Below are 24,985 nucleotides of genomic sequence, written 5' to 3' on the forward strand. Positions count from 1 at the left end.
TGATGACCGCCACGACGGCTATCCAAACCCCGAAGGGGATACCCCCGTCGGGACCAGGAGGGTTAATCGCGAGAAGATTCATGTCGTTCATTCCCGATCCAGTTTGCATCCTCTTACGTGAACTGAAGGGATCCGGTGGCCGAAAGGTCGCACCGCGGTGTCGAGAAGGAGCTGGAGGCCCCGACGCCGAAAACCGCCAGTCTCGGTGCAAAGGTTCTGAGCTCGCGGGGCTCAGTTGAAAAAGGACGTTGTGCCGAACATCACTGCCAAGCACTGGCCAATGGCCACCATCATGATTTGACCGCTACGCAACGCCTGCCCCGCTTGTTGCGATTCCAGTGAGGACCGCGGCCGCGGCGAGCAAGAACCCTATGGCCATCACGGCTATCGGCCATTTCCGCGGTGGGAAATCCCGACCCGGTCGAAAGTTGAGTCCGCAGTAGATGACACCAGCTGCGAACGGTACTGCACCTACGGCGAACATCACTATGAGCAAGGTTTTCATGGAACGACCCAACCTGTGGTGGAGCAGATATTCATTTGCGACGGCCCCGGGTGATTGCGAGAGCTCCACCCACTGCAACCAGCACTATCACGATGACGATCCAGACGCCAAACGGCATCCCTCCGCCCGGATTCATAACTGCGTTATAGTGAACGATCATCTGCGGCATGTTGCTTCCGTTCGCGTCAAGTCAGCTGCCAGCTGGCGGTACCCGACACGCTACAGTGCGGACTCGAGAAGGAAGTCCCAGCGCCGACGCCGAATCCACCGTCGCTAGACGCCCCAACGGACGCCAGCCCGGACTGGCACTTACCTTCGACGCCAAGACTATTACCGAAGTTGCTCGTTGAACCGGTGCCGCTGATCGAGAAACCAGGGTTGCCGGCACCAACGGAGAACCCAAGCCCGCTGTGCCCTTCTGTGTCCCAGTTGTATGAGACCCCGCCGCAGATCCAGTAGCACCCCTCGAAGCCCACACCAAACGTTGCCCGGCCGAGTGGGTCGGAGCCATTGATCGGATCGAGACCGGCGTATGCATAACGGTTGGCGTTGCTCGGGCTGAGGGGTGCGTCGAGGGTGTCGCGTTCGATCCAAGTGCCGGTTGTGGCGGACTGCCAGCGGTAGCCGAACTTGGTGAGTCCGGTGTCGGTGTTGGTGGCGCGGATACCGGCCTTGTACCCGTAGGGGTTCTGCTGCCACTGCGCGCTGCTGCCGCCGTCGGCGCTGACCTGCTCCTTGCCGTACGCGTCGTACGTCACCTTGTAGGCCACGGCACCGGTGTCCTTGATGGATGCAACCGGGTTCCCGATCCCGTCAAGGACGTACATGCTCGTCGTCCCGTCCGTGGTCCGCAGATCCAGCGGCTGGCCGGTGGTCGGGTCGCTGATCACCGCGGCCGTGCCGGTACCAACGAGCTCGCGGCTGCTGATCACGGGGACCCCGTTCGAGTCGGATGTGCCATACGTGTAGCCGTACTCCGCTCCCCCGTCGGTCGCCTGGTAGAGGAGCTTGTTCATGTCCGCGCCGGCGTACTCGTACGTGGTTTTCTTGCCGTCCTTAATGGATGACGTCATCTGCTGCGCACCGTTGTACGTGTACGTCGCACCGGGCGAGGCGGTCATGTTGCCGGTCTTGTCGTACGCGTACCCGGTGGTGGTGATCTGGCCGAGCGCGTTGTAGCTCAGCTGCTGGTCGCTGACCGTCGCTTCGGTGGTGGCGTTGGTTGCGGTGGCGCGGGTGCGGTTGCCGGCCTTGTCGTAGGTGAACGCCCAGTTGGTGGGGGTGTCGCCGCCGGACTGGGTGATCTTCGTCAGCCGGCCGGAGGTGTACCCGTACTTCGTAGCCTGCCCGGAACCGTCGCGGGTCCACTGCAGCTTGCTGCGGTCCTTGGACTTGTCGCTGTCGTCGCAGGTGCCGTCGGAGGGCGCCTCGAACTGGTAGCAGTACTTCGTGTTCACCTCGAGCGTGGTGTCCTTGCCGGTCCACGCCTTGATGTGGGTGATCTTGCCGGAGGAGTCGTACTCGACCTGCTGGTGCCCCGTCCACGACGCTGGCTGCACCCCGGGGGTCGCGTTGCTGGGTGCGCCGAGCCAGGTGTTGGTACGGCGGCCGTGGTCGTCCGTCAGGTAGACCTGCTTCGCCGTACCCGCAGTGGTCGGGTACGTCGTCGCGGTGAGCACGTTCGACGGGTCGTACGCGTGTGTCACCTGCCCCTGCGCGTCGGTCACCGTGACGGTGTTGCCGGCGAGGTCGTAACCGTAGGAGACCGTGCCGCCACCGGCGGTGTTCACCGTGGAGGTGAGGCGGTTCCGCTGGTCGTACGTGTTGGTGATGGTGCCGGTGGCGGAGGTCTCGGTGAGGAGGTTGCCGTTTCCGTCGTACGACCTGGTCACCGTCGCGGTGCCGTCACTGAAGGCGATCGAGGTGGTTCGGTCGTCGTTGTCGTACCCGTAGGTCGTCGTGTTCCCGCGACCGTCGGTCTCGGTCCGGACACGTCCGAACGCGTCGTACGTGTACTCCTTCGCGCCGACGATGTCGGTGTTGCTCGAGGGGTTGTTCGGTGCGGTGACCTTCTTGAGCTGCTTGTTCTCGTACTCGTACTTCGTCGGGTTACCGCCGTTCCCGGGCGCGGTCGCGGTCTTGACGGTTCCGTCAGAGTTGTAGTCGAGCTCCGCCTTCGCCGCATCCGCCGTACCTCCGGTGCTGGTGGAGGTCTGGTTGCCGACACCGCTGTACCCGTACGACGTGCTGTCACCAGCGGAGTCCGTGGTCGAGGACGGCAGGTACTTGTTCGCAGCCCCCGGCGCGTCGTAGGTCGCGGACGACGATGCTCCGGAGCTGCTCGTGCTCTTCGTCAAGGACTGGCTCTCGTTCTTGCCGTAGTCGTTCGTCGACTTCGACTGAGCGGAGGTCCCAGTGCCGCCCTCCTTGCCGACGGTGGCGGTGGCGACGCCGTTGTTCGCCGGGTTGTACTCGCGGCCCCGCTCCCGATCGGCCGGATCAACGGCCTTCGTCACCAGGTCGTTGCCGTCGAGCGTGTAGGTGGTGCGCTTGGCATCCGCCACAGCAGCCGACTGATCGGACCGCGGGTCGGCGACCAGTGTCGTGGTGTCGTCCTTGAACGAGAACCGCGTCACAGCGGTGCCCGGGGAACCGGCGGTGGTGTTGCGTTGCTCGACCTTGGTGACGCGGTCGGACGAGTCGTACGTGAACGCCGTCACACCACCCTCGGGCGCCGTAATCGAGGTGAGGTCACCGCTGGTGTACCCGAACGTGGTCTTCTTCCCGAGCGCGTCCGTGTACGTCGTGATGTCACCGGTGCTGTTCTTCGCCCACGACACACTCCGCTTGCTCGAGCCGCTGGTCTGCGAGAACGTCTGCACACCGTTCGCGTACGACGAGTTCGCCGTCCGCGCCCCGGACACACCCGCAGTCGAGACGAGGGACTTCAGGGTGAAGCCGGGCTCATCGGAGTTGAAGCTGATCTGGTTCTTGTTCCGGTCCACGATCGACGTCGGCTGGCCGGCGAGGTTGAAGTGCGTGGTCGAGTTCGAGGTCCACCCCTTCAGCGTGTACTCGTGCGTCGTGCTGTTGTCGATGCGGGTCAGGGTCTGCTGCAAACCGGCCGGGCTGATGAACGCGCCCTGCGCCCCGGACGGACGGAACTGCCACGCCGTCCCCACGGCGTCGGTGTAGATGACACCGGCTGCGTTCGCCGTGAGATCACCGGCGCCGGCGAGGGCGTACTGCCAGCGGTTCGCGTCCATCGTGTTCGCATCCCCGACGGTGGTGCTCCGCGAGTTGTACGCGGCGCCGATCGTGGTGTTCTGCGTCACACCCGGCAGGCTCATCGCCGTCGTGGTGACGAGCAGGTTGCCGGTCCCGACGTCGACGGAGGCGTTGGTCTGGTCCGTGATCGGGAACGGCAACGTCGTCGCCGACGTCCGCTGACCGGTCCGGTTTGTGTCAGACGGGCCGCCTGGAAGCGAGTTGTAGGTGCCCTGCAGGTCGACGACGTAGTTCATCGCGGCCGTGCCCATGTTCTTGATCCGGATGTTCCCGTTCGCGCCCACCGGTGTGACGACGGTGTTCGACACGATCGACGTCGTGTCGCTGCTGATCGCTGAGGAGTCTGGCTCCGCTGCCCCGTCAGCCCACATCTTCGCGTAGGAGTCCGCACCGCTGTTGTTCACTGCGGTGAACGTCACCGCAGCAGCCGAGAGTCCACCTTCGACCGTCGGAGCACCTGCGCGACCGCCAACCTGCACCGCGAACGACGCACCCGCGGCGATGCTGGCCGTTGTCCGGGTGTCAACGAGCCGGCCGGCCTGGGGTGTGAAACCGCCACCCGGGTTGGACTGCAGGAAGTAGCCCTGAATGTCGACGACGAGGTCGATCTTCCCGCCGCCCTCGGCGGTGCTGAGGCTGAACTTCCCAGCGGAGTTCAGTGCGACCTGCGCGTTCATCGCCGTCGTCAGACCCGCGGTGGAGTTGTAGTTCAGGACACCCGTGCTGCGGACCCCATCCGTCGGCGTGGGACGGACGTAGCCCGCCTTGGCCTCACGGTTGATCACGACGATGTTCACCGCGACCGCTGCCGCACCCGCCGGGATACCGTTCGATCCGGTCGCCTGGATGGTGCGCTGAGATCCCGCCGGGATCTGCCCAGCTGCGGCACCAGTGCCGTCACGAGAGTCCAGCACACGAGCCGGCGACATCGCCACGAAGCCACCCGCCGAGACGCCGTTCTTGGTCGACGTGTAGTAGCCAGTGATGTCGATGATCACGGTCGACTGCGCCGTTTCCGTCATCACCTGGATCGTGCCGTCATCGGCGACCGCGAGCAGGCTCGAGTTCGACGTGTTCCCACCGACGCCGGCGTTGTAGACCATCAGCAGCGTCGACGGATCCGACGACGACGGACGACCGAACAGCTGGCCCTGCCCGGCGGGGGCGACGATCGTGACCATCATCGTCACCGCACCGATCCCGGACGACGGCAGACCATCCACCCCGGCAACCTTGACAGTCCGGTAGGTGCCCTTCGACGTGCCACCACCGAGCACCCGGGCATTCGACGGCATGGGCACGTACTGCCCGCCCGTCCCCGTCACAGCCGCCTGCGCCGGTGTCGGCTGCGACACCACCACCAGCAACGAACCCAACAGCGCGACCAACGTCACCACCGCCAGCAGAACTCCACGGACACGACCAGACAACGACGCAGCGAACACGCGAAAAGAACCCCTCAGCACGTCGCACCAGCGCACAGCCCCCATGGCTGCACTGTGCAACTCCACAGCACGTTACGGAGCATCACTCAGCACCGCACCCCCATATGTGGGGGTCGAAACGACGGGCGGCGCGCCGATACGGGCGAGTGGACGAAAGCAGCGCTCAGTACAACGCCGCGATCCCCCGCACATCCCCCAGCCCGAGCGTCCGCTGCGCCGTGTCGCACACGGTCGACGACGGCTTCATCACGAGCCCGGACTTCTGCGCCGTGTGTCCGAGCCCGTACGAGTGCCCCCACTCGTGCGTCGCGATGCCGCGCAGGTCGAACCGGTTGCCCGAACAGGTGCTGGTCGATCCCCACCGGTGGCTCGTCGAGTAGCGCTGGTCGGTCTCGAAGGCGACCCCGTCCGTGAAGGACCAGATGCACGTGAGCGCGAGGGTCTTCGACGGCAACTTGCCCCACCCGATGACGCTCGTCCGGTTCGAGGTCCCGCAGCCCCCGTCGGCGGTGACCGCAGGCTTCTGCGTCGCGGTGCCGAGGTACTCCTGGGCCGCGGTCGACCGGACCGTCTGACCGCACGCCGTGATCGTGCCGGTCCACGCTTCGGCGCCGCGCTGGATCGCTGCGACGTTCGACACCTTCGCCCCGCTCGGGTTGTACCGCCACCGGACCGGGGACTCCCAGTGCGCGCCGGTCAGCACGTACGCCTTGCTCCCGCAGCTCGCGGACGTCGTGGCGCCGCCGTGCGAGACGGTGCCACGGATCGTCGCCCCGAGCGTTCGCCGTTGCTGGGCTGCGCGCTCCTGCCGGACGGCGGTGGGCGATCCGGCCCACACCTCGTCGACCTGCACGGCGATGCCCGCGGCACCACGGTTCGCGATCACCACGTCACCGGGGTCGGTGTCCCCTTCGGCGACGGGCGCGGCGGTGAGCGTGACGCCCGCGGCGGGCACCGCGAAGGTCCGGCCGTCGTCGAGCGCGATCACACCAGAGCCGCCGTGGCACCCGGAGGCGAGGTCGTGAACCGAGATGCTGTCCCCTCGGCAGTTGGGCGCTCCGGCGATCCCCGGTGCGGCGAAGACCGCCGTCAGGACGAACCCGAGTGCGACCGCGGCTGCGGCCTTCGATGACGTGCGCACTGCGCCCTCCTTGATCACACCGCACCCGAACCACGGTGGCGGACGGCTGCATCAGTGTCCGAGGGAGCGGAAGGTCCGACAAGCCCCCAGAACGGCCGCGGTGCGCAGAGCGGACCGGGTAGCGTGCCGCCATGCAGTGGGGCGACACCGGACTCGATGACGACCAGATCGCGTTCGTGTTCCGGACGCTCCCCGACGCGGTCTTGGTGGCGGACGACTCGTGGGGTCTGCTCGACACGAGGGTCCTGCACGTCGTCGCCGGCGACGACAGCTACACCGTGAAGGCCTCGGGCCAGGACAACACCCACTTCCCCCGGGAACTCGAGGCCCACCGGACCGTGACCGACGCACTGCGCACTGCCGGGGACGCCGGCGCCCTCGTGTCCGCCGACGAAGAGCACCGTGTCCTCGTCCTCGAACGCGTCCCCGGTCACCTCGCGCTCGGCACCGCGGACGAGCACGCCCCTGACGTCCACCGGCAGGCCGGCGCAGTCCTCCGGCGCCTGCACGACCAGGGCATCCGGCACGACCCGACGTTCCTGCTGCACGAACAGGCGAAGGCCCTCCGCGCGCTCGATGCCCCGCACCGGATCTCGGCAGACGTCGTCGCCCGGACCCGCGCGGCGCTCGAGATGCTCCCCACCGACCACGCAGACGAGCCCCTGGTCCCGACCCACGGCGACTTCCACCCACGCAACTGGATCGTCGACAACGGCAACGACGGCGACAACGACGACACCAACGCCGACAACGACAGCCGCATCCGCGCCCGCAGGCTGCGCGTCATCGACTTCGGCCGGTTCGGCTGGCGCCCAGCGTCCTTCGACCTCACCCGCCTCGCAGTGCTCCACTGGCAGCACGATCCCGCCCTCGAGGCGGCGTTCTTCGCGGGCTACGGCCACGATCCGCGCGAGCCGGACGCCTGGCGATGGCTCCAACTCCGCGAGGCCGTCGGCACCGCGACCTGGGCTCACGCCGTCGGTGACGAGGGCTTCGAGGCGCAGGGACACGACATGCTCCGCCACGCCCTCGCCGCCTTCTGACCGTTCCGAACCCGGGTCCGAGCACGCCCTCCCCCCGGTCAGCAGCGGCCTCGTGGGCGATCGACCGTCTCAGCGCTGCACTGCGCGACGTCGCCTCCGGAGCACGGCGGAGCCGATCAGCACGAGGAACAGCGCACTGACGATGCCGGCGACGACGGGGCCGCTCCCGGTGAAGGCGAGTCGTCCCCCGATCTGGTCGGCAGCGGTCCCAGGACCGGGATCGGCCGGGCCGGCAGCGGAACCCGGTCCGGCTCCGTCCGCAGGGCTGGTCGGGACCTCCGGCGAGACGGTCTCCTCTGCGGGCACGATGCCGACGTCCACGGTCTGGTCACGCGTGATCACGTCCTTCGCCCCCTCCGGTGTGTGGATCCAATCCAGGACGACCGTGCCGGTCGCACCGTCTCCGTCCGCATCGGAGTCCACCGCGTCGTCGTGGCCGACGTGTTCCCGCGTGAACTGCCTGCCGTCGGGCGCACGGAACGTCGCGACGTAGGCGCCTGGGCGGAGCCCGTCGAACGAGTACGTCCCGTCGGCGTCCGTCACGGTGTCGAGGGACACCTCGTCGCCGCGGTCGTCAGTGCCAGCCAGGTGGACGCCGACACCCCGCTGACCCTGCTCGTCGTCGTCCTGCAGGCCGTCACGGTCGGTGTCGGTCCACACGAGGTCACCGATGGCGCCGGACGCGACGCGGATGCTCGCCGGGTTCGACCGCACCGGAAGCGCGAGGTTTGACGCGCGCAGCCCGAATCGGTTCACGTACGTGTCACCGTCCTGCTGGCCGGTGGTCACGAGGGAGAGATGGTGGTTCACGGTCGCGCCGGGCTGGACCGCACTCGTCCGCTCGATCCGGAACGCGGTCACCGCCGAGAAGGACGATGCGCACCCCGACTTCCCGAAGTCTTCCGCAGCACACCAGACGGTGGAGCCACCAGGTCGGTTGGACGGGTCCTCCGGGTCGAGCGAGACAGACCCCGGTTCGGCGGTGGTGTACCGCACGGTCTCACCCGCAGATCGGTCGACGGCCACGCCGGCAGCGAGCGCCAACGACCCGTGGAAGTCCGATCGTTGTGGATCACCCACGTACGGCAGGACATCGATGAGATCCAGGCCGTGGACGTTCGACGCATCGGTGTTGGTGTAGCCCAGTTCCCATTCGAGCGGGTCACCGGTGGCCACGACGGGCTCGGTCGCCCGCTTCTCCACACCGATGCCACCGGTGTTCACGATCTGTACCGCACGCTCGGCCTCGCGCCGGAACTGCTCGGACTTGTCCGAGGGGGACGAGATGCTCGTCCGGTTGGTCATCGGGCCCGCTGGGGCGAGTGCGGAAACGTGCGCCTCGTACGTGATCGGATCGATGGTGACGTTGGGCTCGACGTCCGAGAACTCCCACGTGAGACGTTGGTGGTCCTTCCCGGCGTCGTCCGCGACGGTGTCGATCACCGTTGGTCGGACGGACGCGCTGTCGGGGACGTACTGACTGTGCAGCGGCAGCACATCGCGGACCGTCACCGTGGTGGGCCGACCCGTCGTGTTGCCGTTGGTCAGGGTCGGGTAGAGGGCGTACTCGAGTGTGGTGCCCGCCACCGTGAAGCTCGTCCGGTCGGGGGTGGTCCCGGCGTCGTGGCCCGGATCGACGATCTTCTTCGTCGTCCGGGCGAGGTTCTCCGTGATGAGGACGCTGTCCGCCAAGCCGCCGGCTCCGACCTCGGGTACCGAGGTGTCGTGCGTCCAGGTCGTCACGTGGTCCCCGAACAAGACGTGTCCGAAGTCGTGCGCACGAGTGCCGTCGGTCGCTCCCTCGACCGTGACGCGCGAGTAGAGCACGGCCCAGGTCCCACCGAGGACGTCCCCCGTCGCGCGGACCGCTCCGACGCCGGCGATACCGCCCGGGACGTCGTCCGGATCGGCGTACCACGCCAGGTCGGCGTCGCCGCAGGCCTGCTGCTGCCCGCTCGCCGCGGACCCCATGTCGTACGCCGCGTACTCGATCTCCCCGTCGGCGAGGCCCGCGACCCATGCAGCCTGCTGATCGGTCCCGGCTCGCGTGAGACGTTGCGTCGTGCGGTCGAACGTGTCGCAGAGGATCGTGCCGCGGTACTCCCCGATGCCGTCGTTGTGCACGGTGACCTCACTGCGGAGCACGTCGCCCTTCGTCGCCCACGGATCACCCGCCTTCGCGGAGCCCGCCACCACCGTCCCGCCCACAGCGCGGTAGAGACGCTTGCCGGCGCTCCCCGGGCCGAGCTCGACGATGTTGCGGGACGCCGTGTTGTTCGCCATCGGCTCCGTGGAGCCGGGGTAGTTCTGCGCGCCGCTGGCCGAGGTCGTCTGGAGGGGGGAGTACTCGTTCACGGAGACGACCGACGTGCCCGTCGGCGGGTAGGGCATCCACACGCTGATGTAGCCGGACACGAAGTACGCCTTGTCGCCACCGGCGATCGGGCCGCCACCGACGGACTGGGTCGGCACGCGGGCGGGATCCGTGACGGACCCGGAGATGGTCACGTCGATGTCGTCGCCCGGGGCCGCCTGCGAGCACTCGATCGTTCCGGAGTCGACGACGTTCCGCGCTCCCCCACCCCGACCGCCCGGGAGGTTCGACATCCGCCACTCGGTGACCTCGTTGACCCCGCAGGCGGGTGCGGAACCGTTCCACAGTTGGGCACGCGACGGCAGGTCGCCGAGGATCTCCGACGGGTCGTCCGTGAAGGTCATCGGGCCGACACTCTTCTCGAAGCCGAGCAGGCCCTGTCCGGGGACGACGGGCTCCCACGTGACGGCGATCGGGTACACCAGCCGGATCCCCCGCTCGCCCCCCGGACCAGTGAACCCGGGGGTGAGCACCGAGGCGTTGATGTTCTTCGAGAGGTCGTACCGAGCTGCCGCGGAGACGGTCGTGCGTGGTGCGTCCGCCTCGACGACACCGTTGCCCGAGTTGTCAGCGGTCGCAGCTGCGGTGACGTCGATGACGTCGCCGTTCTGCAGGTCGCTCGAGATGTCCAGCACGGCCGGCACGGCGATCGCCTGACCTTCCCTGAGGTCACCGATGCCACAGTGCAGCTCCCGACCGTCGACACGGGACCCTTCGGCCGTGCACGATGCGGGCAGTCCCGCCCATGTCGTGCCGGCCGGTGCGGTCAGGACGAACCGCTGGCCGATGCTCGGCCCGCCGTTCGCGCTCGTCGTCACGGTGTACGTGACCGCATCGAGCGTCCGCACGATCCCGTTCGAGTCGTTCGCGTCACCACCTGGCCCGTCGTTCGCGGTGAAGGGACCGTTGCCGTCCTTCGTGACGGCGACCCGGAGGCCGATGGTCGTCTCGGCGACGGCAGCGGCCGCAGCCGCGGCTGGTCCGGCAGTTCCGAGGACGACGCTCAGAGCAGCGAACAGTGCGGCGATCGGGCGGACAGGCAGGTTCGATGGCAAGGCTCTCCCCGGAAGACGATGACGGTCCCCGCAGACGATACTCCACCGGTGACATTCCCGTACATCAGTTACCGAGGCCTCGTCGAACGCAGCTCACGGCACCCGCACGAACCGCGGTGCTCCCCGGTCCCGCAGTCGGAACCCGAGGTGCTGGTACAGCCCGATCGCCCCGGTGTTCCCGGCGGCCGCGTGCATCAGCGGGATCTCGCCCCGCTCCCGGATCCCGTGCGCGACGGCGAGCACCAACCGACGCCCGAACCCCTGCCCCCGGTACGCCTCGTCCGTGCACACCGCGCTGATCTCGGTCCACCCCGGCGGGTGCAGGCGCTCCCCCGCCATGGCGACGAGCCGACCGTCGCGTCGGATGCCGAGGTACGTGCCGAGCTCGATCGTGCGCGGCAGGAACGGCCCCGGCTTCGTCCGCTCCACCAGGGCGGTCATCTCCGGCACGTCGTCCGGCGTCAGCACGACGGCCTCGGGGTCCGGCGCACCCTCGATCGCCTCACCGGTGAGCTGTACGCCCCCGGCGCCCTCGACGAGCTCCCACCCCGACGGCAGGACGGCAGCCGCACCGACGCCGAGCATCCCACCCGACCCGAGCAGCACCCGGACGTCCTCCCAGTCCTGCGCAGTGGGTCGCTCCGGGATCCCCGTCCACACCGACACGTCGGTCTGGTAGCGGACCACGTCGCCGCGCCGCTCGGCGAACCGCGCATGGTGGCTGTTCAGCGCGGCCATGGCGGGCGCGTCGAGCACGCGCGTCGGGGTGCCGTCGTCGGCGATGGTCAGGTCGAGGGTCCGGAGCGCTTCGCCGCGGGCATCACCACCACGGAACCCGAGGTCCTCGATCCACCGACGATCGCCGTCGGCCCACCCGGTGGTGTCCGCGACGACCCCGGAGGCGTAGTGGTTCGTGGCGCGTTGCACGACCAGCTCGACGTCCGCTGCCGAGGTCACGAGGACCTCTCCGGGTCGGGTCAGGTCAGTCGTCGTCATCCCACCATTCTCTGCCCGCGGCGAGCGACGCCGGCGCATCGTTGCACCCCGTGACGCCCCCTCCGAGAACCCGCGACCGGCGCCTCACGCCAAACGCGCCGCCACGAACTCCACCATCCGGCGCACCAGCAGCGCCCGCGACGACGCCCGCCGGTACTCGTGCCCCTCGCCCGCGAGCTCGAGGTACTCGACGTCGTGCGACCGCTCCCGCAGCGCCGCGACCACCTGGTGCGCCTCGCCGACGGGGACGTTCGTGTCGAGCTCGCCGTGCACGACGAGCAGCGGCGCCGTGACGTCGTCGATGGCACGCATCGGCGACAGGGCCGCGAGCAGCGCTTCGTCGTCGACGGGGTGTCCGTACTTCGTCGCGGCCGCCGAGGCGATCCACGGTTCGGTGTCCCGGTAGAAGGTCGCGAAGTCGCTCATCCCGCACACCGCGACCCCGGCCGCGAACACGTCGGGCGTGAACGCCAACGACGCGAGGGTCGCGTACCCGCCGTACGAGCGCCCCTCGACGGCGACGCGGGACCGCTCGGCGTACCCGTTGGTCACCAGGAACCGCGCGCAGTCGACGACGTCGGCGAGCGCGTTCCACCGCAACGCCAGGTCGTCGGCGTGTACGAACTCGTGCCCGTAGCCGGACGATCCGCGGATGTTCGGGGCGAACACGGTCACCCCGGCGGCGGCGAGCGCCTGGTGCTGTGGCGAGAACGTGGGTCGCTCCTGCGACTCCGGTCCGCCGTGCAGGTGGACGAGCGCTGCGCGCGGGCCGGGAGGAACGTCCTGCGTCACGCCATCGGCATCCGCCGACGACGCGGCCGGCTCCACTGCCCGGTACAGCCAGCCGGTCAGCTCCAGTCCGTCACGGGCGGCGAACCGCTCGAGCGTCGGCTCGACCAGCGGCACGTCGGGCAGTGCGGGCACGTCGGTGACCCGGCTCCAGGTGAGTGCGTTCGTGTCGAGCCGCCAGAGCTCCCGCGGTCGGGTCGGCCCTTCGACGGCGAGCAGCACGCTCCGTCCGTCACGGCTCAGCACCGGGTCGGTGACGACGTACCCGGGCAGGTCGGGTACCGGTGTCCGCGAGGCGTCGTGGGTGTTGATGAGGTCGAGTTCGCTGCGCCCGTCGACGTTCCAGACGAGCAGCAGCGTGCGGCCGGCGTCGTCGGCGTCGAGGTACTCGAGTTCGGCGTCGTCGCGTTCGATGATCCGCCGGGGTGTGCCACGCCAGCCGTGGGGTCCGACGGGCTGGGCGACGAGTCCGCGGCGGGGCAGTCCGGCCTCGGTGGCGACGTAGGCGACGAGCGGGCTGGTCTCGCTCGCGGGCGAGGGCCGCAGGAACGCGATGTCAGCGGACCCGTCGGGGTCGTCGGCGAACAGGGCGTGGCTCTCGTCGGTCAGTCGGTCGACCACGACGACGAACTCCTGGCCGCGCTGCCCGTCGCTCAGCACGACGAGCCGTTCCTCCACCGACAGGTCGAGGATGTGGATGAGTTCGCCGACGGCCAGGTCGTCGCGGTCGCCGGAGACCGGGTCGACCAGGTACGAGCGGGCCGGCTGGTCGGCTTCGGTCGAGGGCAGGGTGATGACGACCCGGTGCCCGCTGCGGCTCCACGGCCCGAGTTCGGCGTGCTGGTACCGCGAGCCGGCGATCTGCGCGGCGTCGGTGCCGTCCGGCCGCACCACCCAGACCTGCTGCTTCACGCCGCCGTCGGTCGCGATGGCCACGGCGAGCCACTCCCCGTCGGACGACCACGACACCCGGATCACCGGGTCGTCGGACAGCGCGATCCGGACGGGTTCGGGCACCTCGCCGTCGACGACGACGTCCTGCACGAACACCTCGGGGGTGCCGTGCCGGTCGGAGACGAACGCCACGCGCCGGGCGTTCCGGGTCATGGTGGGGCCCCACGACCCCCACGCGGCGGCGAGCCGCTCACCCAGGTCGGCCGCGGCCCTGGTGATGACCGAGGGACGGACGTCGGCCGACGACGCGACGCTCGCCCCGCCTCCCGGCTGCATCACCGCACCCCCTGCTGCTGCAACCACATCTCGATCAGGCCGAGCTGCCAGAGCGCGTTCGCGCCGATCTCGGTCCGCGTGCTGTTCGGGTCCTGGAGCATCCGCTCGACCGTACCCGGGTCGAAGAGCCCGCGCTCCCGCGCCTCGGGTGCGTGCAGCGCGTCACGGACGCGCTCCAGGTACGGGCCCTCGAGCTGGCGGATCGCGGGCACCGGGAACGACCCCTTGCTGCGGTCGATGACGCTGTCGGGGACGATGCCGCGGGACGCCCGCTTCATGACGCCCTTGCCGCCGTCCGACAGCTTGAGCGCGGGTGGGATCGCACCGGCGAGCTCGACGAACTCGTGGTCCAGGAACGGCACGCGGGCCTCGAGCCCCCACGCCATCGTCATGTTGTCGACGCGCTTCACCGGGTCGTCGACGAGCATGATCGTGGTGTCGCTGCGGAGCGCGGCGTCGACGCTCGTCTCCGCTCCGGAACGCGCGAACTCGCGGTCGACGAACGCCGACGGGGTGTCGTCGTCGCTCTTCCAACGCTCCCCGAGCAGCCCCTGCAGTGCCGGCCAGCGGCGGTCCATGAACACGGAACGGTAGGCCTCGGCGGCCTGGTCGCGGGGGACGTCGGCGAGCGGCGGGTACCAGTCGTAGCCGGCGAGTACCTCGTCGGCGCCCTGACCGGACTGCACGACCTTGACGTGCTGGGAGACCTCCTGCGACAGCAGGTAGAACGCGACGCAGTCGTGGCTGACCATCGGCTCGCTCATCGCGGCGACCGCACCGTCGATGCCGTCGAGCAGGCGCGACGAGGGGATGTGGATGCGGTGGTGGTCGGTGCCGAAGTGCTCCGCGACCTGGTCCGAGTACTCGAACTCGTCGCCGGACTCACCGCCCGCCGCCTCGAAGCCGATGCTGAACGTGGCGAGGTCCTGCTGCCCGGCCTCGGCGAGCAGCCCGACGACCAGGGACGAGTCGATCCCGCCGGACAGCAGGACGCCCACGGGGACGTCGGACACCATGCGCCGCTCGACCGCGGTGCGGAGCGAGCCGATGAACGCCTGCTCCCAGTCCCGGTCGGTCCAGTCGGCCTTGGCGGGGTCGCGTTCGAACCGCGGCGCCCAGTAGACGGTGTCGCGGGCGGTGCCGTCGCGCTCGATCACCCGGACGGTGGCGGGCGGGAGCTTGCCGACGCCGGACAGGATCGTGCGGGGCGCGGGGACGATCGAGTGGAAGCTCATGTACGAGGCGAAGGCGACGGGATCGATGGACGTGTCGATGCTCCCAGCGCCCGTGCCGCCGTCCCCCGCCAGGATCGCGGGCAGGGAGCTCGCGAACCGCAGCCCGCCCCGCACCGGCGCGACGTAGAGCGGCTTGATGCCGAGCCGGTCCCGGGCCAGGACCAGCCGACCGCTGGCGTGCTCCCAGATGGCGATGGCGAACATCCCGATCAGGTGGTCGACGAAGGCCGTGCCCCACTCGGCGTAGGCGACGGCGATGACCTCGGTGTCCGACGTCGACGCGAACCGGTGCCCCTTGCCGTGCAGCTCGTCGCGGAGCTGCCGGTAGTTGTAGACCATCCCGTTGTAGGCGATCGTCAGCCCGGCCTCGGCCAGCACCATCGGCTGCGCGCCCGCGGTGGACAGGTCGACGATGGACAGCCGGCGGTGCCCGAGGGCGACCGGGCCACGAGCCCACAGGCCGTCACCGTCCGGGCCGCGGTGCGTCATGCAGCCGGTCATCCGGGCGACCGCCCCGACGTCCGGCGCTCGGCCGTCGAACCGGATCTCACCCGCGAGTCCACACATCAGCGCTCCCCTGTCGTCCCGACGATCCACGTGTCCTTCGCGCCGCCGCCCTGCGACGAGTTGACGACCATGCTGCCCTCGGGAGCGACGCGGGTCAGGGCCACGTCGGCCAGGTGCACGTCGTCCGGTCCGGTCCCCGTCGCGTAGACGAAGGCCCGCAGGTCCACGTGCCGCGGGTCGAGACCGGCCGGTCCGATCGTCGGGTGCGAGGACAGCTGCACCACCTCCTGCCCCACCCACCCGGCGGGGTCCGCGGCGATCTCACGCCGTCGCTCGGCCACCTCGGGGGCGCTTGCGCTCGGTCCGATCAAGACCCCGCGCCCGCCCTCGCCGTCGACCGGCTTCGTGACGAGTTCCCCGACGCGGTCCAGGACCGACAGCCGTTCCACCTCGATGCTCGTGCGGTACGTCGGCACCGATGCCAGCAGGGGTTTCTCGTCCAGGTAGTACCAGATCAGGTCCGGCACGGTGACGTACATCGCCTTGTCGTCGACCAGCGCGTTGCCCGGCGCGTTCGCCAGGTAGACGCGGCCTGCCTCCGCCGCGTCGAGGATCCGCGCACCGAGGTCGGGAGCGTGCTCCGCCGTCAGCGCACTGACGTCGCGGTCGATCCGCAGGTACAGCCCGTCGAGCACGTCGCCCGTCGTCGCGTCGACAACGCGTCCGTCACGGACGTCCAGGTCCGACCCGGACAGGAGGCGCAACCCGGCCCCGTCGGCCAGCCTGCGGTGCTCGAACCACGCGCCAGCGGCGGGGCCGTCGCTGACCAGTGCGATCACGGGGTCGGTCGCGCCCGTCACCGCGGTGGTGTTCGCGCAGAGGGTCCGGCGCAGCCGGTCGATCACGCCGTGCGGGTCGCGCAGGTGCGCCGGCCGCGGGGCGTCCGGCACGACGTCGTCCATCAGCTCGCGCAGGGCGATGCCGTACGCGACGCCCGAGGGCGAGCGGACGTTGTCCTCGAGCACCCGCCAGCCGCCGAACTCGTTCCGCACCAGGTCGAACCCGAGCACCGGCGCACGGACGGCGGTCGCCGGCAGCCGGGTGGCGTCCGGGTCCCAGCCCTTCGCGCCGACGAAGTGGTCCGCGTCCAGCACGCCGTCGGCCACGATCCGCCGCTCGCCGTACGCGTCACGCAAGAACAGTTCGATCGCGCGGGCACGCTGCCCCAGGCCCCGCTCGAGCTGCGACCACTCGTACGCGCTGATCGTCCGGGGCACCAGGTCGCAGCCGAACGCCTGCGCACCGCCGTCCACCACGAAGCCGACGTGGTGCTCGCGGGTCCAGGCGTCACGGGCGGTGCAGCGGTCGATCGCGGTCTCGGCGTCCCAGCCGTCGAAGAAGGCCGCCAGCTCGCGGAACGCCGGACGGGGGCGCGCCCCGGGGCCGACCGCTTCGTCACCGGCACGGACGCGGTACCCGGGGATCGGGACCACCGGGTCCTCGTCGCGTCCGGACGGGAGCCCCGCGGTGTCCTCCACCACCAGGGCGACGACGTCGTCCATCTCCCCGCGCTCGGCGTAGGCGGTGCGCTGCCGGTCGGTGGAGTTGCCGCGGGCCAGGGTCGCGTCGAGGAGTTCCGTCACCGTGCCCCAGTCGCCCAGCTCCTCGAGCTCCGGGCGCAGGCGGGACACGAGCTGGCGCACCGCGACCTCGGCGGGCAGGCGTTCGGGGTGCTGTCCGAGGCCGACGAGTTCCCCGCTCAACCCGGAGCGGGCGGCCTGCCACATCGCCGCACGGTGCAGGGGTTCACTACGAGGGTGCCACTCGGCGCCGGACACGACCGACTTCTCGGCCTTGCGCACGGCGGCGCGGAAGAGTCCGGCGATGAGCACGGCGTCGTCCACCACCGGGGTCGCGTCGCAGACCCGCAGTTCGAGCGTCGGCGCGTGCGACGACGGCCGCACGTCGAAGTAGGCCATCTTCTTGTCGGCGATCACGCCCGAGGCGATCAGGTCGTCGAGCACCCGGTCGTACTCGGCGGCGTCTTCCACCGGACCGAAGCTGCCGGCCGACGGCCACCGCTGCCAGATGATGCTCCGGAACGAGGCGTACCCGGTGTCCTGCCCGTTCCAGAACGGACTCGACGCGCTCAGGGCGAGCAGTGACGGGAGCACCGGCGCCACCCGCTGGGCGATGAGCACCGCCAGGTCGCGGTCGCTCACCCCGACGTGCACCTGCAGGCCGCAGATGAGCTGTTCGTCGACGAGCATCCGGTACTGCTCCTGCATCCGGCCGTACCGACCGCCGGCGCTCAGCTCGAAGTCGGCGTACTCCGACCTCGGCGCGGTGCCGACGGCGGCGATCGTGACCCCGGCCGGGGCGATCGCGGCACTGAGCTCACTGCGCAGGTCGACGATCACCCGCCGCAGGTCGTCGAGGGTCCGCACCACCGGGGTGTTCGTCTCGATCGTCGTGCGCTGCAGCTCGGCGCCGAAGCGGTCGGTGGGCAGTTTGGGCAGAAGGCGCGGGGCCTTCGCGGAAAGTCGGCCGGACTCGAGGTCGATGAGGTGCAGCTCTTCCTCGGCGCCGAGCGTCAGCTCTGCACTCATGGCTGGAACCTACGCGCGGCGGCTGTGGCGCGCGCCGCGGCACACCGCCCGACTCACGCTCGTAACATATGTAATATATTGGAATGATGAACTCCCTCATCTCCGCCGTCGGTTTGTCCAGGTCATTCCGCGGCCCCGGCGAACGGGAAGCCATCGTCCTCGACGACATCACGGTGTCCGTCCCCCGCGGCGAGTTCGTGACCATCGTCGGACCCAGCGGGTCGGGTAAGTCCACGCTGCTGCAGTGCCTGTCCGGACTGGACTCCCCCACCTCCGGCTCGGTCCAGATCGACGGCACCGACCTGTCGACGCTCCGCGGGGACGCCCTCGCACGGTTCCGCCGCGACCACCTCGGGTTCGTGTTCCAGTCGTACAACCTCATCCCGGCACTGACGGCGTTCGACAACGTCGCCCTGCCGCTGCGCCTCGCGTCCGGCTCACTCGACCGGACCGCCGTCCACGACGCCCTCGCCGCCGTCGGCCTGTCCGACGTGGCCCGGCAGCGACCCGGGCAGCTCTCCGGCGGGCAGCAGCAGCGGGTGGCGATCGCCCGCACGATCGTCACGGCCCCCGACGTGGTGTTCGCCGACGAGCCGACCGGCGCCCTCGACTCCGAGTCCGGCGCGAGGGTGCTCGCCTTGCTGCAGGGCGCTGCCACGGGATCGCGCTCCGTGGTGATGGTCACGCACGACCTCGAAGCGGCGGCTCGTGGCGACCGGGTGCTCGTCCTGCGTGACGGACGCCTGCACCGCGAACTCGTCGCACCGACCGTCGCCGACGTGCTGCAGGCGGTGTCCCGGTGATCACCCGACTCGTCCTCTCCGAGGTGGCGCGGTCCTGGCGTCTGTGGACCGCGAGCTTCGTCGTGATGGTCCTCGCGGCCCTCGTCGCCCTGGTGTGCGCGGGTGACGTCTCGACCGCCGCTGCGATCGCCGACCCCGTCGACGCAGCCGGACTCCGGAACCACGCTCTGGTGTTCGGGACGATGAACGCGATCGTGGTGATCGGCGCCCTGAACGTGCTCGTCGGCTTCTCGGTCCGGACGCAGCGTCGGGACCACGCACGCTGGCAGCTGGCGGGGATCGGTCCCGGACTGGTCGAACGTGTGGTGCTCGGCCAGGCCGCGACGCTGTCCCTCGTCGCGTTCGCTACGGCCCTCGCACTCACGCCCCTCGTGCTCGGTGCCGTGATGGCGTTCCTGTCGGCACCGCTGCGGAACACGGGTGCCCCGGCGCTCGAGGCACGACTCGGGGTCCTCGAGACCATGGTCGCGCTCGCGGTGTTCGTCCTCGTGGTCGTGCTGAGCGCGCTCGGTGCTGCACGTGCGGCCTCGAAGACCCCCGCACTCTTCGCTGTCCGGGAGCCCGAGCTCGAGCCGACGCGCCTCGGCCGCGCTCGACTCATCACCGCGTACGTCCTCGGCGGCCTCTCCCTGGCGATGTACGCCGCGACACTGCTGGGGGAACGCGGGATGACGATGATCTTCCTCGTCCCGGCGATGGGCCTGGTCGTCGCATCGGCACCGTGGTGGTGCAACCGGCTGGTCTCGACCTGGACCGCAGCAGTACCCGGGTCACCGGTCGCCTGGTTCCTCGCCCGTGAATCACTGCGCTTCCACGCCGCACGGAGCCACGCGGCGGTCGCACTGCTCGCAGTGGCGGTGATGCTCGCCGCGCTCACCGGTCTGGCCGGCGTCTGGGACTCCCCGGCGTACTACCTCAGCGGCCTGGCGATCTTCGGCGCACCGGTCCTGATCGTCCTGTTCACCGGGGCCGCGACCGTCGTGATGACCACGTCGGGTCGGCGGCGCGATGTGGCCCTGCTCGTCGTCGCCGGCGGCACGTTCCGGTCCGCACTGGTCGGGGCCGTCCTCGAGGCCGTCGCCCTCGTCGTGACCTCGGTGCTCATCGCCTTGCCGTTCGCACTCGCGAGCATCCCCGCAGCCCTGACGAGCTGGACCGACCCACTCCGGCCGGTGCCGTTCGTGATCGCGATCGGCCTGCTGATCGTGCTCGTCGCGACCGTCAACCCCGTGCTGCAGGCCCGACGCCGGTCACTCGGCCCGCAGCTCGCCGACGCTGCGTCCTGATCAACCCGGCCTCGTCACCCCGTGCGAGGTTCCGTGCTCGGTGCGAGGCGCGCGGGCTCGCACCGAGTACGGAACCTCGCACCAGAGCACCAGCGCGCGCGGACAGTCGGGAGGCACGGCGCCAGCCCGCCACGCGCCTCCCGTCCGCACCGTGCGCACCTATGCACCCCGTGCGAGGTTGCACGCTCCGTGCCCGGTTACAAGCGCGCACGGCGCGCGCAACCCCGCACCAGCCGACGCACCCGACACCGTGCCGGTGCCAGCCCGCGCACCCCGCACCGTGCTGTGGACGCCCCCCCCCCCCCCGCAGTCGGGAGGCACGGCGCCAGCCCGCCACGCGCCTCCCGTCCGCACCGTGCGCACCTCGCCACCCCGTGCGAGGTTCCACGCACCGTGCGCCGCTACAAGCACGCACCACGCGCGCAACCCCGCACCAGCCCGCGCACCCCGCACCGTGCGGGCCGGCGCCTACCCCCGCGTCCGCGCCAAACGCCGGTTGAGCGCCCCGTTCAGCAGCGCGACGAGCAGCCCCACGGCGAACACGAGCGTCCCGAAGCACAGCACCTGCGGCGGCATCCCGGCCTTCGCGGCGCCGTACACGAACAGGGGGAAGGTGACCGCGGGCCCCGCGACGAACGAGGTGATGACGTAGTCGTCGATCGACATCGCGAGCGCCAGCAACCCGGCGGCGAGCATCCCCGGCGCGAGCAACGGCAAAGTGACGAGCCGGAAGGCCTGGAACGGCGTCGCACCGAGGTCGCTCGCGGCCTCCTCGAGCACCCGCGACGTGCCGGAGATCCGGGCCCGGAGCACCACCACGACGTACGCGACGTCGAACGCCACGTGCGTGATGAGCACGGTCAGGAACCCGGTGCCGAGTCCCACCGACAAGAAGAAGGAGAGCGACGCCGAGCCGACCACGATGGACGGCGCCGCGATGTCCGCGAAGACGACGGCGTTCACGGCACCACGGCCCGGGAACCGGTACCGCTCCAGCGCCAGGGCCAGCGGCAGCCCGATCGCGACCGAGATGATCGCGGCGAGGAACGCGACGACGACCGAGGTGACGAACGCGGCGCCGAGCCCGGACACGTTGACCAGGTTCGCGTACCAGTAGGTCGTGAAGCCGTTCCACGCGAACGACAGCCGGTTCGTCGGGGCGTCGTTGAACGAGTACACGATCATGTAGACGATCGGCACGAGGGTGATCGCGATGGTGACCCAGTACACGATCGCGAGCCAGGGACCGCGGCGGTTCACACCGTGGCGGCTCGGACCGCGGGCGATCTCACCGGTGGCCGGGGCGGCGGACGGACGGGTCGGTGCGACGGCGGTCATACGAGGTCCTCGAGGTCGTCGGTGCCGGAGACGCGGGCGTAGATGAACAGGATGATGCCGAGCACGACCATGAGCACGGTCGACAGCGCCGCGGCGACGTTGTACTGCTGGTTGCCGGAGTAGGCGTCCTGGATCGCCTGGCCGATCGTGTACGTGTTCGTGCCGCCCAGCAGGGCCGAGTTCACCGGATCCCCGACGCTGTCGATGAAGACGAGCAGGACACCGGCGAAGATGCCCGACCGGGACAGCGGCAAGGTGGTGTGCCAGAACGCCCGGAACTTGCCGGCGTACAGGTCGTTGGCGGCCTCGCCGAGTCGTGGGTCGATGCGTTCGAGGGCGGCGTAGATCGGCAGCACCATGAAGGCCAGGTCGTTGTAGGCGTCGCCGAAGATCACCGCGCCGCCGGTGCCGAGGATGTGGAAGTCCTTGCCGGCCAGGCCGATCGCCTGCAGGAACGTGACGACCGGCCCCTGCGACGCGAGCACGAACGCCCACATGTCGGTGCGGATGATGAACGACACCAGGAAGCTCACGAACACGAGCATGAGCAACGGGTTCTTCCACCGCGGGGACACCCGGAACGCGATGAAGTACGCCACCGGGTACCCCACGATGATGGTCACGACCGTGGCGGCGGCGCCGTACCAGAGGGATCGGAGGAGGAACGTCAGGTACGGCACCTGCGGGTCGACGAACAGGGACCCGTAGATCCCCCAGTTCCACGTGAAGGTGTAGCCGTCGTCCGGGTTGCCCGACATGAGCGAGACGATGAGCCCCGAGACGAGCGGGATGACGAAGAACACGCAGAGGTACGCGGTGCCCACGAGCGCGAGCAGGAACGGTGTGCTGCGACGCCGCCCCCGACGGACGGGCGCAGGACCGGCGCCCGGTGTCGGTGCGGCACCCGGCCCGGCGACCCCGATCGCCGTCACGACTGCACCACCGCGTTGAAGATGCCGTTCCACTCCGAGTACTCGTCGTAGTTCTCGAACACCCGGAACTCGTGCGACCGGTCCAGCACGTCGGAGTCCGGGAACACCAGCGGACTGTCCGCCACCGTCGCGTCGTCGAGCTCGTCGCGGACGTAGGCCTCGGCGCCGGGGACGGGGCAGACGTAGTTGACCCAGTCCTCGACGATGCCCGCGATCTTCGGCGTGTAGTAGAAGTCCATCCACTCGAGGGCGGCCACCGGGTTCGCCGCCTGCCGGGGGATCATGAGGTTGTCGTGCCACATCATCTGGCCCTCCTCCGGCGTGACGAACTGCAGGTCCTCGAACCCGGACTGCTGCGCCTGGAAGACGTCACCGGACCAGGCCTGCGTGATCCAGGTGTCGCCGTTCTCGAGCTTGTTGATGTAGCTCTGGTCGTAGAAGCCGGTCACGCTCGGGCGCAGTTTCCGCAACCAGGCCTGCGCTTTCCGCCAGTCTGCCGGGGTCGACGTCTCCGGGGCGATGCCGTTCGCGAGGAGTCCGAGGGAACCGAGCTCGGTGTTGTCGCTCATCAGCCCGACACGGCCCGCGAACGCCGGGTCGAGCAGGTCCTGGAACGACGTGATCTCGCGGTCGATGTACTTCGGGTTGTAGGCGATCCCGGTGAACCCCGTCTGCCAGACGACGGAGTGCTTGTTGCCGGGGTCGTACGTCGGGTCCTTCACCGAGTCGCCCGCGTTCGCCGCGAAGTTCGGCAGGCGCGAGTGGTCGAGCTCGCACACGAACCCGTTCTTGATCATCTGGGTCAGCTCGAACCCGTTGGTCATCACGATGAGGTCGTAGCCGGTGGCGCCCTGCGCCCGCAGGATCGGCGAGACGGTCGCGTAGAACGTCGCGTTGTCCTGGATCACCGCCTGGTAGTCGACGCTGATGCCGGTGGCCTGCTGGAACAGCGCGAGCGACTCCGACTTGCCGTGGTCGGAGTCGATGTAGAGCGGCCAGTTCGCGAAGTTGAGCTGCTTCGTCGCCTCGGCGTCCTTCCAGAACGCGGTCCAGTCGACGGCGTTCTCGGCGCCCGACGCTGCCGAACCCTTGATGCTGCAGCCCGCGAGCAGCGCCGCGAGTGCGGCGGCCCCGCCGCCGGCCAGCAGACCGCGCCGGCTGACGCGCGCGGACGTCAGTCCGCGGAACAGGTCCGGGCCGGCTCCCCCGCCGGTCACGCGAGCGATCCTGCCGTGGCGGGTGCGGACTGGAGGCCCGTGGCGGCGTGGGTGGTGACGGTCGCGTCGGACGCGGGGTGCGCCTCCAGGCCGAACCCGTGGTCGACGCCCCACGTGAGCCAGACCTCGGTGCCGGTCGCGATCCGCGGCCCGCCCTTCGAGTTCTGCGCGAAGACGGAGACGCGGCCGGCGCCGGGGACGTCCACCAGGTACTGCGTGCTGACGCCGGAGAACGAGACGTCGACCACGCGGCCGGGGCCGAGGATGTTCCGGCCGGCTTCGGGCGTGGGCTCCGAGGTGCGGATCTTGAGCTTCTCCGGACGGATGCCGACGACGACGCTGCCCGAGGTGGCGACGGCGCGGTCGGCGGGGACGGCGATGGTGCCGGCCGGGGTCGCGACCACGAGCAGCGGGCCGTCGGTGCCGCGGACCTCGCCCTCGAGCAAGTTCGACTGGCCGAGGAAGTTCGCGACGAACGCGGTGCGGGGCAGCTCGTACAGGTCCTGCGGGCTGCCCATCTGCTCGATCCGGCCGCCGTTCATGACGGCGACCGTGTCGGCCATCGTCATCGCCTCTTCCTGGTCGTGGGTGACGTGCAGGAAGGTGAGCCCGACCTCGGCCTGGATCGTCTTGAGTTCGAGCTGCATCTGGTGCCGGAGCTTCAGGTCCAGCGCGCCGAGCGGCTCGTCGAGCAGCAGGAGTGCCGGCCGGTTCACGATCGCGCGGGCCAGGGCGACGCGCTGCTGCATGCCGCCGGACAGGGAAGCGGGGCGCTTGTCGGCCGAGGCGTCGAGCTCGACCAGGTGCAGGGCCTCGCGCGCCTTCGTCATCGGGTCCGGGATCCGTCGCCGCTTCAGGCCGAACGCGACGTTGTCGAGCACGCTCATGTGCGGGAACAGCGCGTAGTTCTGGAACACCGTGTTGACCGGCCGCTGGTAGGGCTTCGTGTCGGTGACGTCCTCGCCGCCGATCGTGATCGTGCCGCTCGTGGGCTCCTCGAGCCCGGCGACCAGTCGCAGTGTCGTGGTCTTGCCGCATCCCGAGGGGCCGAGCAGGGCGAAGAACGAGCCGGCCGGCACCGTCAGGTCCAGCGCGTCGACGGCGGTGTGCCCGGGGAACGACTTGGTGATCTGCTCGAGCCGGAGATCGGCTCCGGATTCGGCGAACGTGCCGGTCATTGCCATGGTGCCTC

14 protein-coding genes are annotated in these 24,985 nt (G+C 69.9%); 3 read left to right on the plus strand and 11 right to left on the minus strand.

The genetic code is table 11. The features are described 5' to 3' along the window. Positions 1–690: 690 nt before the first annotated feature. Positions 691–5,187 (minus strand): RHS repeat-associated core domain-containing protein, encoded by a 4,497-nt coding sequence (locus tag ACVKXF_RS04785; RefSeq protein WP_456795028.1) that lies wholly within the window; start codon positions 5,185–5,187, stop codon positions 691–693. Between the two features lie 214 nt (positions 5,188–5,401). Then, complete coding sequence (locus ACVKXF_RS04790; RefSeq protein ID WP_185021269.1) at positions 5,402–6,379, minus strand: matrixin family metalloprotease; 978 nt, start codon at positions 6,377–6,379, stop codon at positions 5,402–5,404. A 131-nt stretch (positions 6,380–6,510) separates the two neighbouring features. Here ACVKXF_RS04790 and ACVKXF_RS04795 point away from each other — a divergent pair, with 131 nt between their 5' ends. Then, a complete protein-coding gene (locus tag ACVKXF_RS04795) occupies positions 6,511–7,422 on the plus strand; it encodes an aminoglycoside phosphotransferase family protein (RefSeq protein ID WP_456795029.1) in 912 nt (303 codons plus the stop codon). 69 nt (positions 7,423–7,491) lie between these two features. Here the strand turns inward: ACVKXF_RS04795 and ACVKXF_RS04800 are convergent, their stop codons facing one another. The 5 genes from ACVKXF_RS04800 to ACVKXF_RS04820 all read right to left on the minus strand — a co-directional run bounded on the left by ACVKXF_RS04800 (position 7,492) and on the right by ACVKXF_RS04820 (position 18,217). Then, positions 7,492–10,851, minus strand: coding sequence for an SdrD B-like domain-containing protein (locus ACVKXF_RS04800; protein ID WP_456795030.1), 3,360 nt, complete (start codon positions 10,849–10,851; stop codon positions 7,492–7,494). 93 nt (positions 10,852–10,944) lie between these two features. Further along, the gene (locus ACVKXF_RS04805; RefSeq protein WP_456795031.1) at positions 10,945–11,847 is read right to left on the minus strand and encodes a GNAT family N-acetyltransferase; all 903 of its coding nucleotides are present in this window, start codon (positions 11,845–11,847) and stop codon (positions 10,945–10,947) included. An 84-nt stretch (positions 11,848–11,931) separates the two neighbouring features. After that, positions 11,932–13,866 (minus strand): S9 family peptidase, encoded by a 1,935-nt coding sequence (locus tag ACVKXF_RS04810; RefSeq protein WP_456795335.1) that lies wholly within the window; start codon positions 13,864–13,866, stop codon positions 11,932–11,934. Next, complete coding sequence (locus ACVKXF_RS04815) at positions 13,866–15,668, minus strand: N-acetylglutaminylglutamine amidotransferase (RefSeq protein ID WP_456795032.1); 1,803 nt, start codon at positions 15,666–15,668, stop codon at positions 13,866–13,868. The genes ACVKXF_RS04810 and ACVKXF_RS04815 overlap by 1 nt, the downstream gene beginning before the upstream one ends. Then, positions 15,668–18,217, minus strand: coding sequence for a glutamate--cysteine ligase (locus ACVKXF_RS04820; protein ID WP_456795033.1), 2,550 nt, complete (start codon positions 18,215–18,217; stop codon positions 15,668–15,670). The genes ACVKXF_RS04815 and ACVKXF_RS04820 overlap by 1 nt, the downstream gene beginning before the upstream one ends. Positions 18,218–18,303: 86 nt before the next feature. Here ACVKXF_RS04820 and ACVKXF_RS04825 point away from each other — a divergent pair, with 86 nt between their 5' ends. Beyond that, positions 18,304–19,020 (plus strand): ABC transporter ATP-binding protein, encoded by a 717-nt coding sequence (locus tag ACVKXF_RS04825; RefSeq protein WP_456795034.1) that lies wholly within the window; start codon positions 18,304–18,306, stop codon positions 19,018–19,020. After that, positions 19,017–20,306, plus strand: a complete 1,290-nt coding sequence (locus ACVKXF_RS04830) for a hypothetical protein (RefSeq protein WP_456795035.1) — start codon at positions 19,017–19,019, stop codon at positions 20,304–20,306. The genes ACVKXF_RS04825 and ACVKXF_RS04830 overlap by 4 nt, the downstream gene beginning before the upstream one ends. Before the next feature lie 468 nt (positions 20,307–20,774). Here ACVKXF_RS04830 and ACVKXF_RS04835 read toward each other — a convergent pair whose 3' ends face one another. From ACVKXF_RS04835 to ACVKXF_RS04850, 4 genes are read right to left on the minus strand one after another with little or no spacing between them, the layout of a single operon-like run. Continuing rightward, a complete protein-coding gene (locus ACVKXF_RS04835) occupies positions 20,775–21,644 on the minus strand; it encodes an ABC transporter permease (RefSeq protein ID WP_456795036.1) in 870 nt (289 codons plus the stop codon). Continuing rightward, complete coding sequence (locus ACVKXF_RS04840; RefSeq protein ID WP_456795037.1) at positions 21,641–22,576, minus strand: ABC transporter permease; 936 nt, start codon at positions 22,574–22,576, stop codon at positions 21,641–21,643. The genes ACVKXF_RS04835 and ACVKXF_RS04840 overlap by 4 nt, the downstream gene beginning before the upstream one ends. Next, positions 22,573–23,793 carry an ABC transporter substrate-binding protein gene (locus ACVKXF_RS04845; RefSeq protein WP_221180517.1) on the minus strand — a complete coding sequence of 407 codons (1,221 nt, stop codon included), beginning with the start codon at positions 23,791–23,793 and terminating at the stop codon, positions 22,573–22,575. Before ACVKXF_RS04845 ends, ACVKXF_RS04840 begins: the two co-directional genes overlap by 4 nt. Beyond that, on the minus strand, positions 23,790–24,977 hold the full coding sequence (locus ACVKXF_RS04850; RefSeq protein ID WP_340196629.1) for an ABC transporter ATP-binding protein: 1,188 nt from the start codon (positions 24,975–24,977) through the stop codon (positions 23,790–23,792). The genes ACVKXF_RS04845 and ACVKXF_RS04850 overlap by 4 nt, the downstream gene beginning before the upstream one ends. Positions 24,978–24,985: the final 8 nt, after the last annotated feature.

This window comes from Curtobacterium sp. PvP017 (assembly GCF_054060195.1).

Excerpts from the sequence above, each read along its gene's own strand:
- ACVKXF_RS04815 (WP_456795032.1), bottom strand. The coding sequence starts at position 15,668 with ATGTGTGGACTCGCGGGTGAGATCCGGTTCGACGGCCGAGCGCCGGAC.
- ACVKXF_RS04850 (WP_340196629.1), bottom strand. The coding sequence starts at position 24,977 with ATGGCAATGACCGGCACGTTCGCCGAATCCGGAGCCGATCTCCGGCTC.
- ACVKXF_RS04835 (WP_456795036.1), bottom strand. The coding sequence starts at position 21,644 with ATGACCGCCGTCGCACCGACCCGTCCGTCCGCCGCCCCGGCCACCGGT.
- ACVKXF_RS04810 (WP_456795335.1), bottom strand. The coding sequence starts at position 13,866 with ATGCAGCCGGGAGGCGGGGCGAGCGTCGCGTCGTCGGCCGACGTCCGT.
- ACVKXF_RS04825 (WP_456795034.1), top strand. The coding sequence starts at position 18,304 with ATGAACTCCCTCATCTCCGCCGTCGGTTTGTCCAGGTCATTCCGCGGC.
- ACVKXF_RS04820 (WP_456795033.1), bottom strand. The coding sequence starts at position 18,217 with ATGAGTGCAGAGCTGACGCTCGGCGCCGAGGAAGAGCTGCACCTCATC.
- ACVKXF_RS04805 (WP_456795031.1), bottom strand. The coding sequence starts at position 11,847 with ATGACGACGACTGACCTGACCCGACCCGGAGAGGTCCTCGTGACCTCG.
- ACVKXF_RS04795 (WP_456795029.1), top strand. The coding sequence starts at position 6,511 with ATGCAGTGGGGCGACACCGGACTCGATGACGACCAGATCGCGTTCGTG.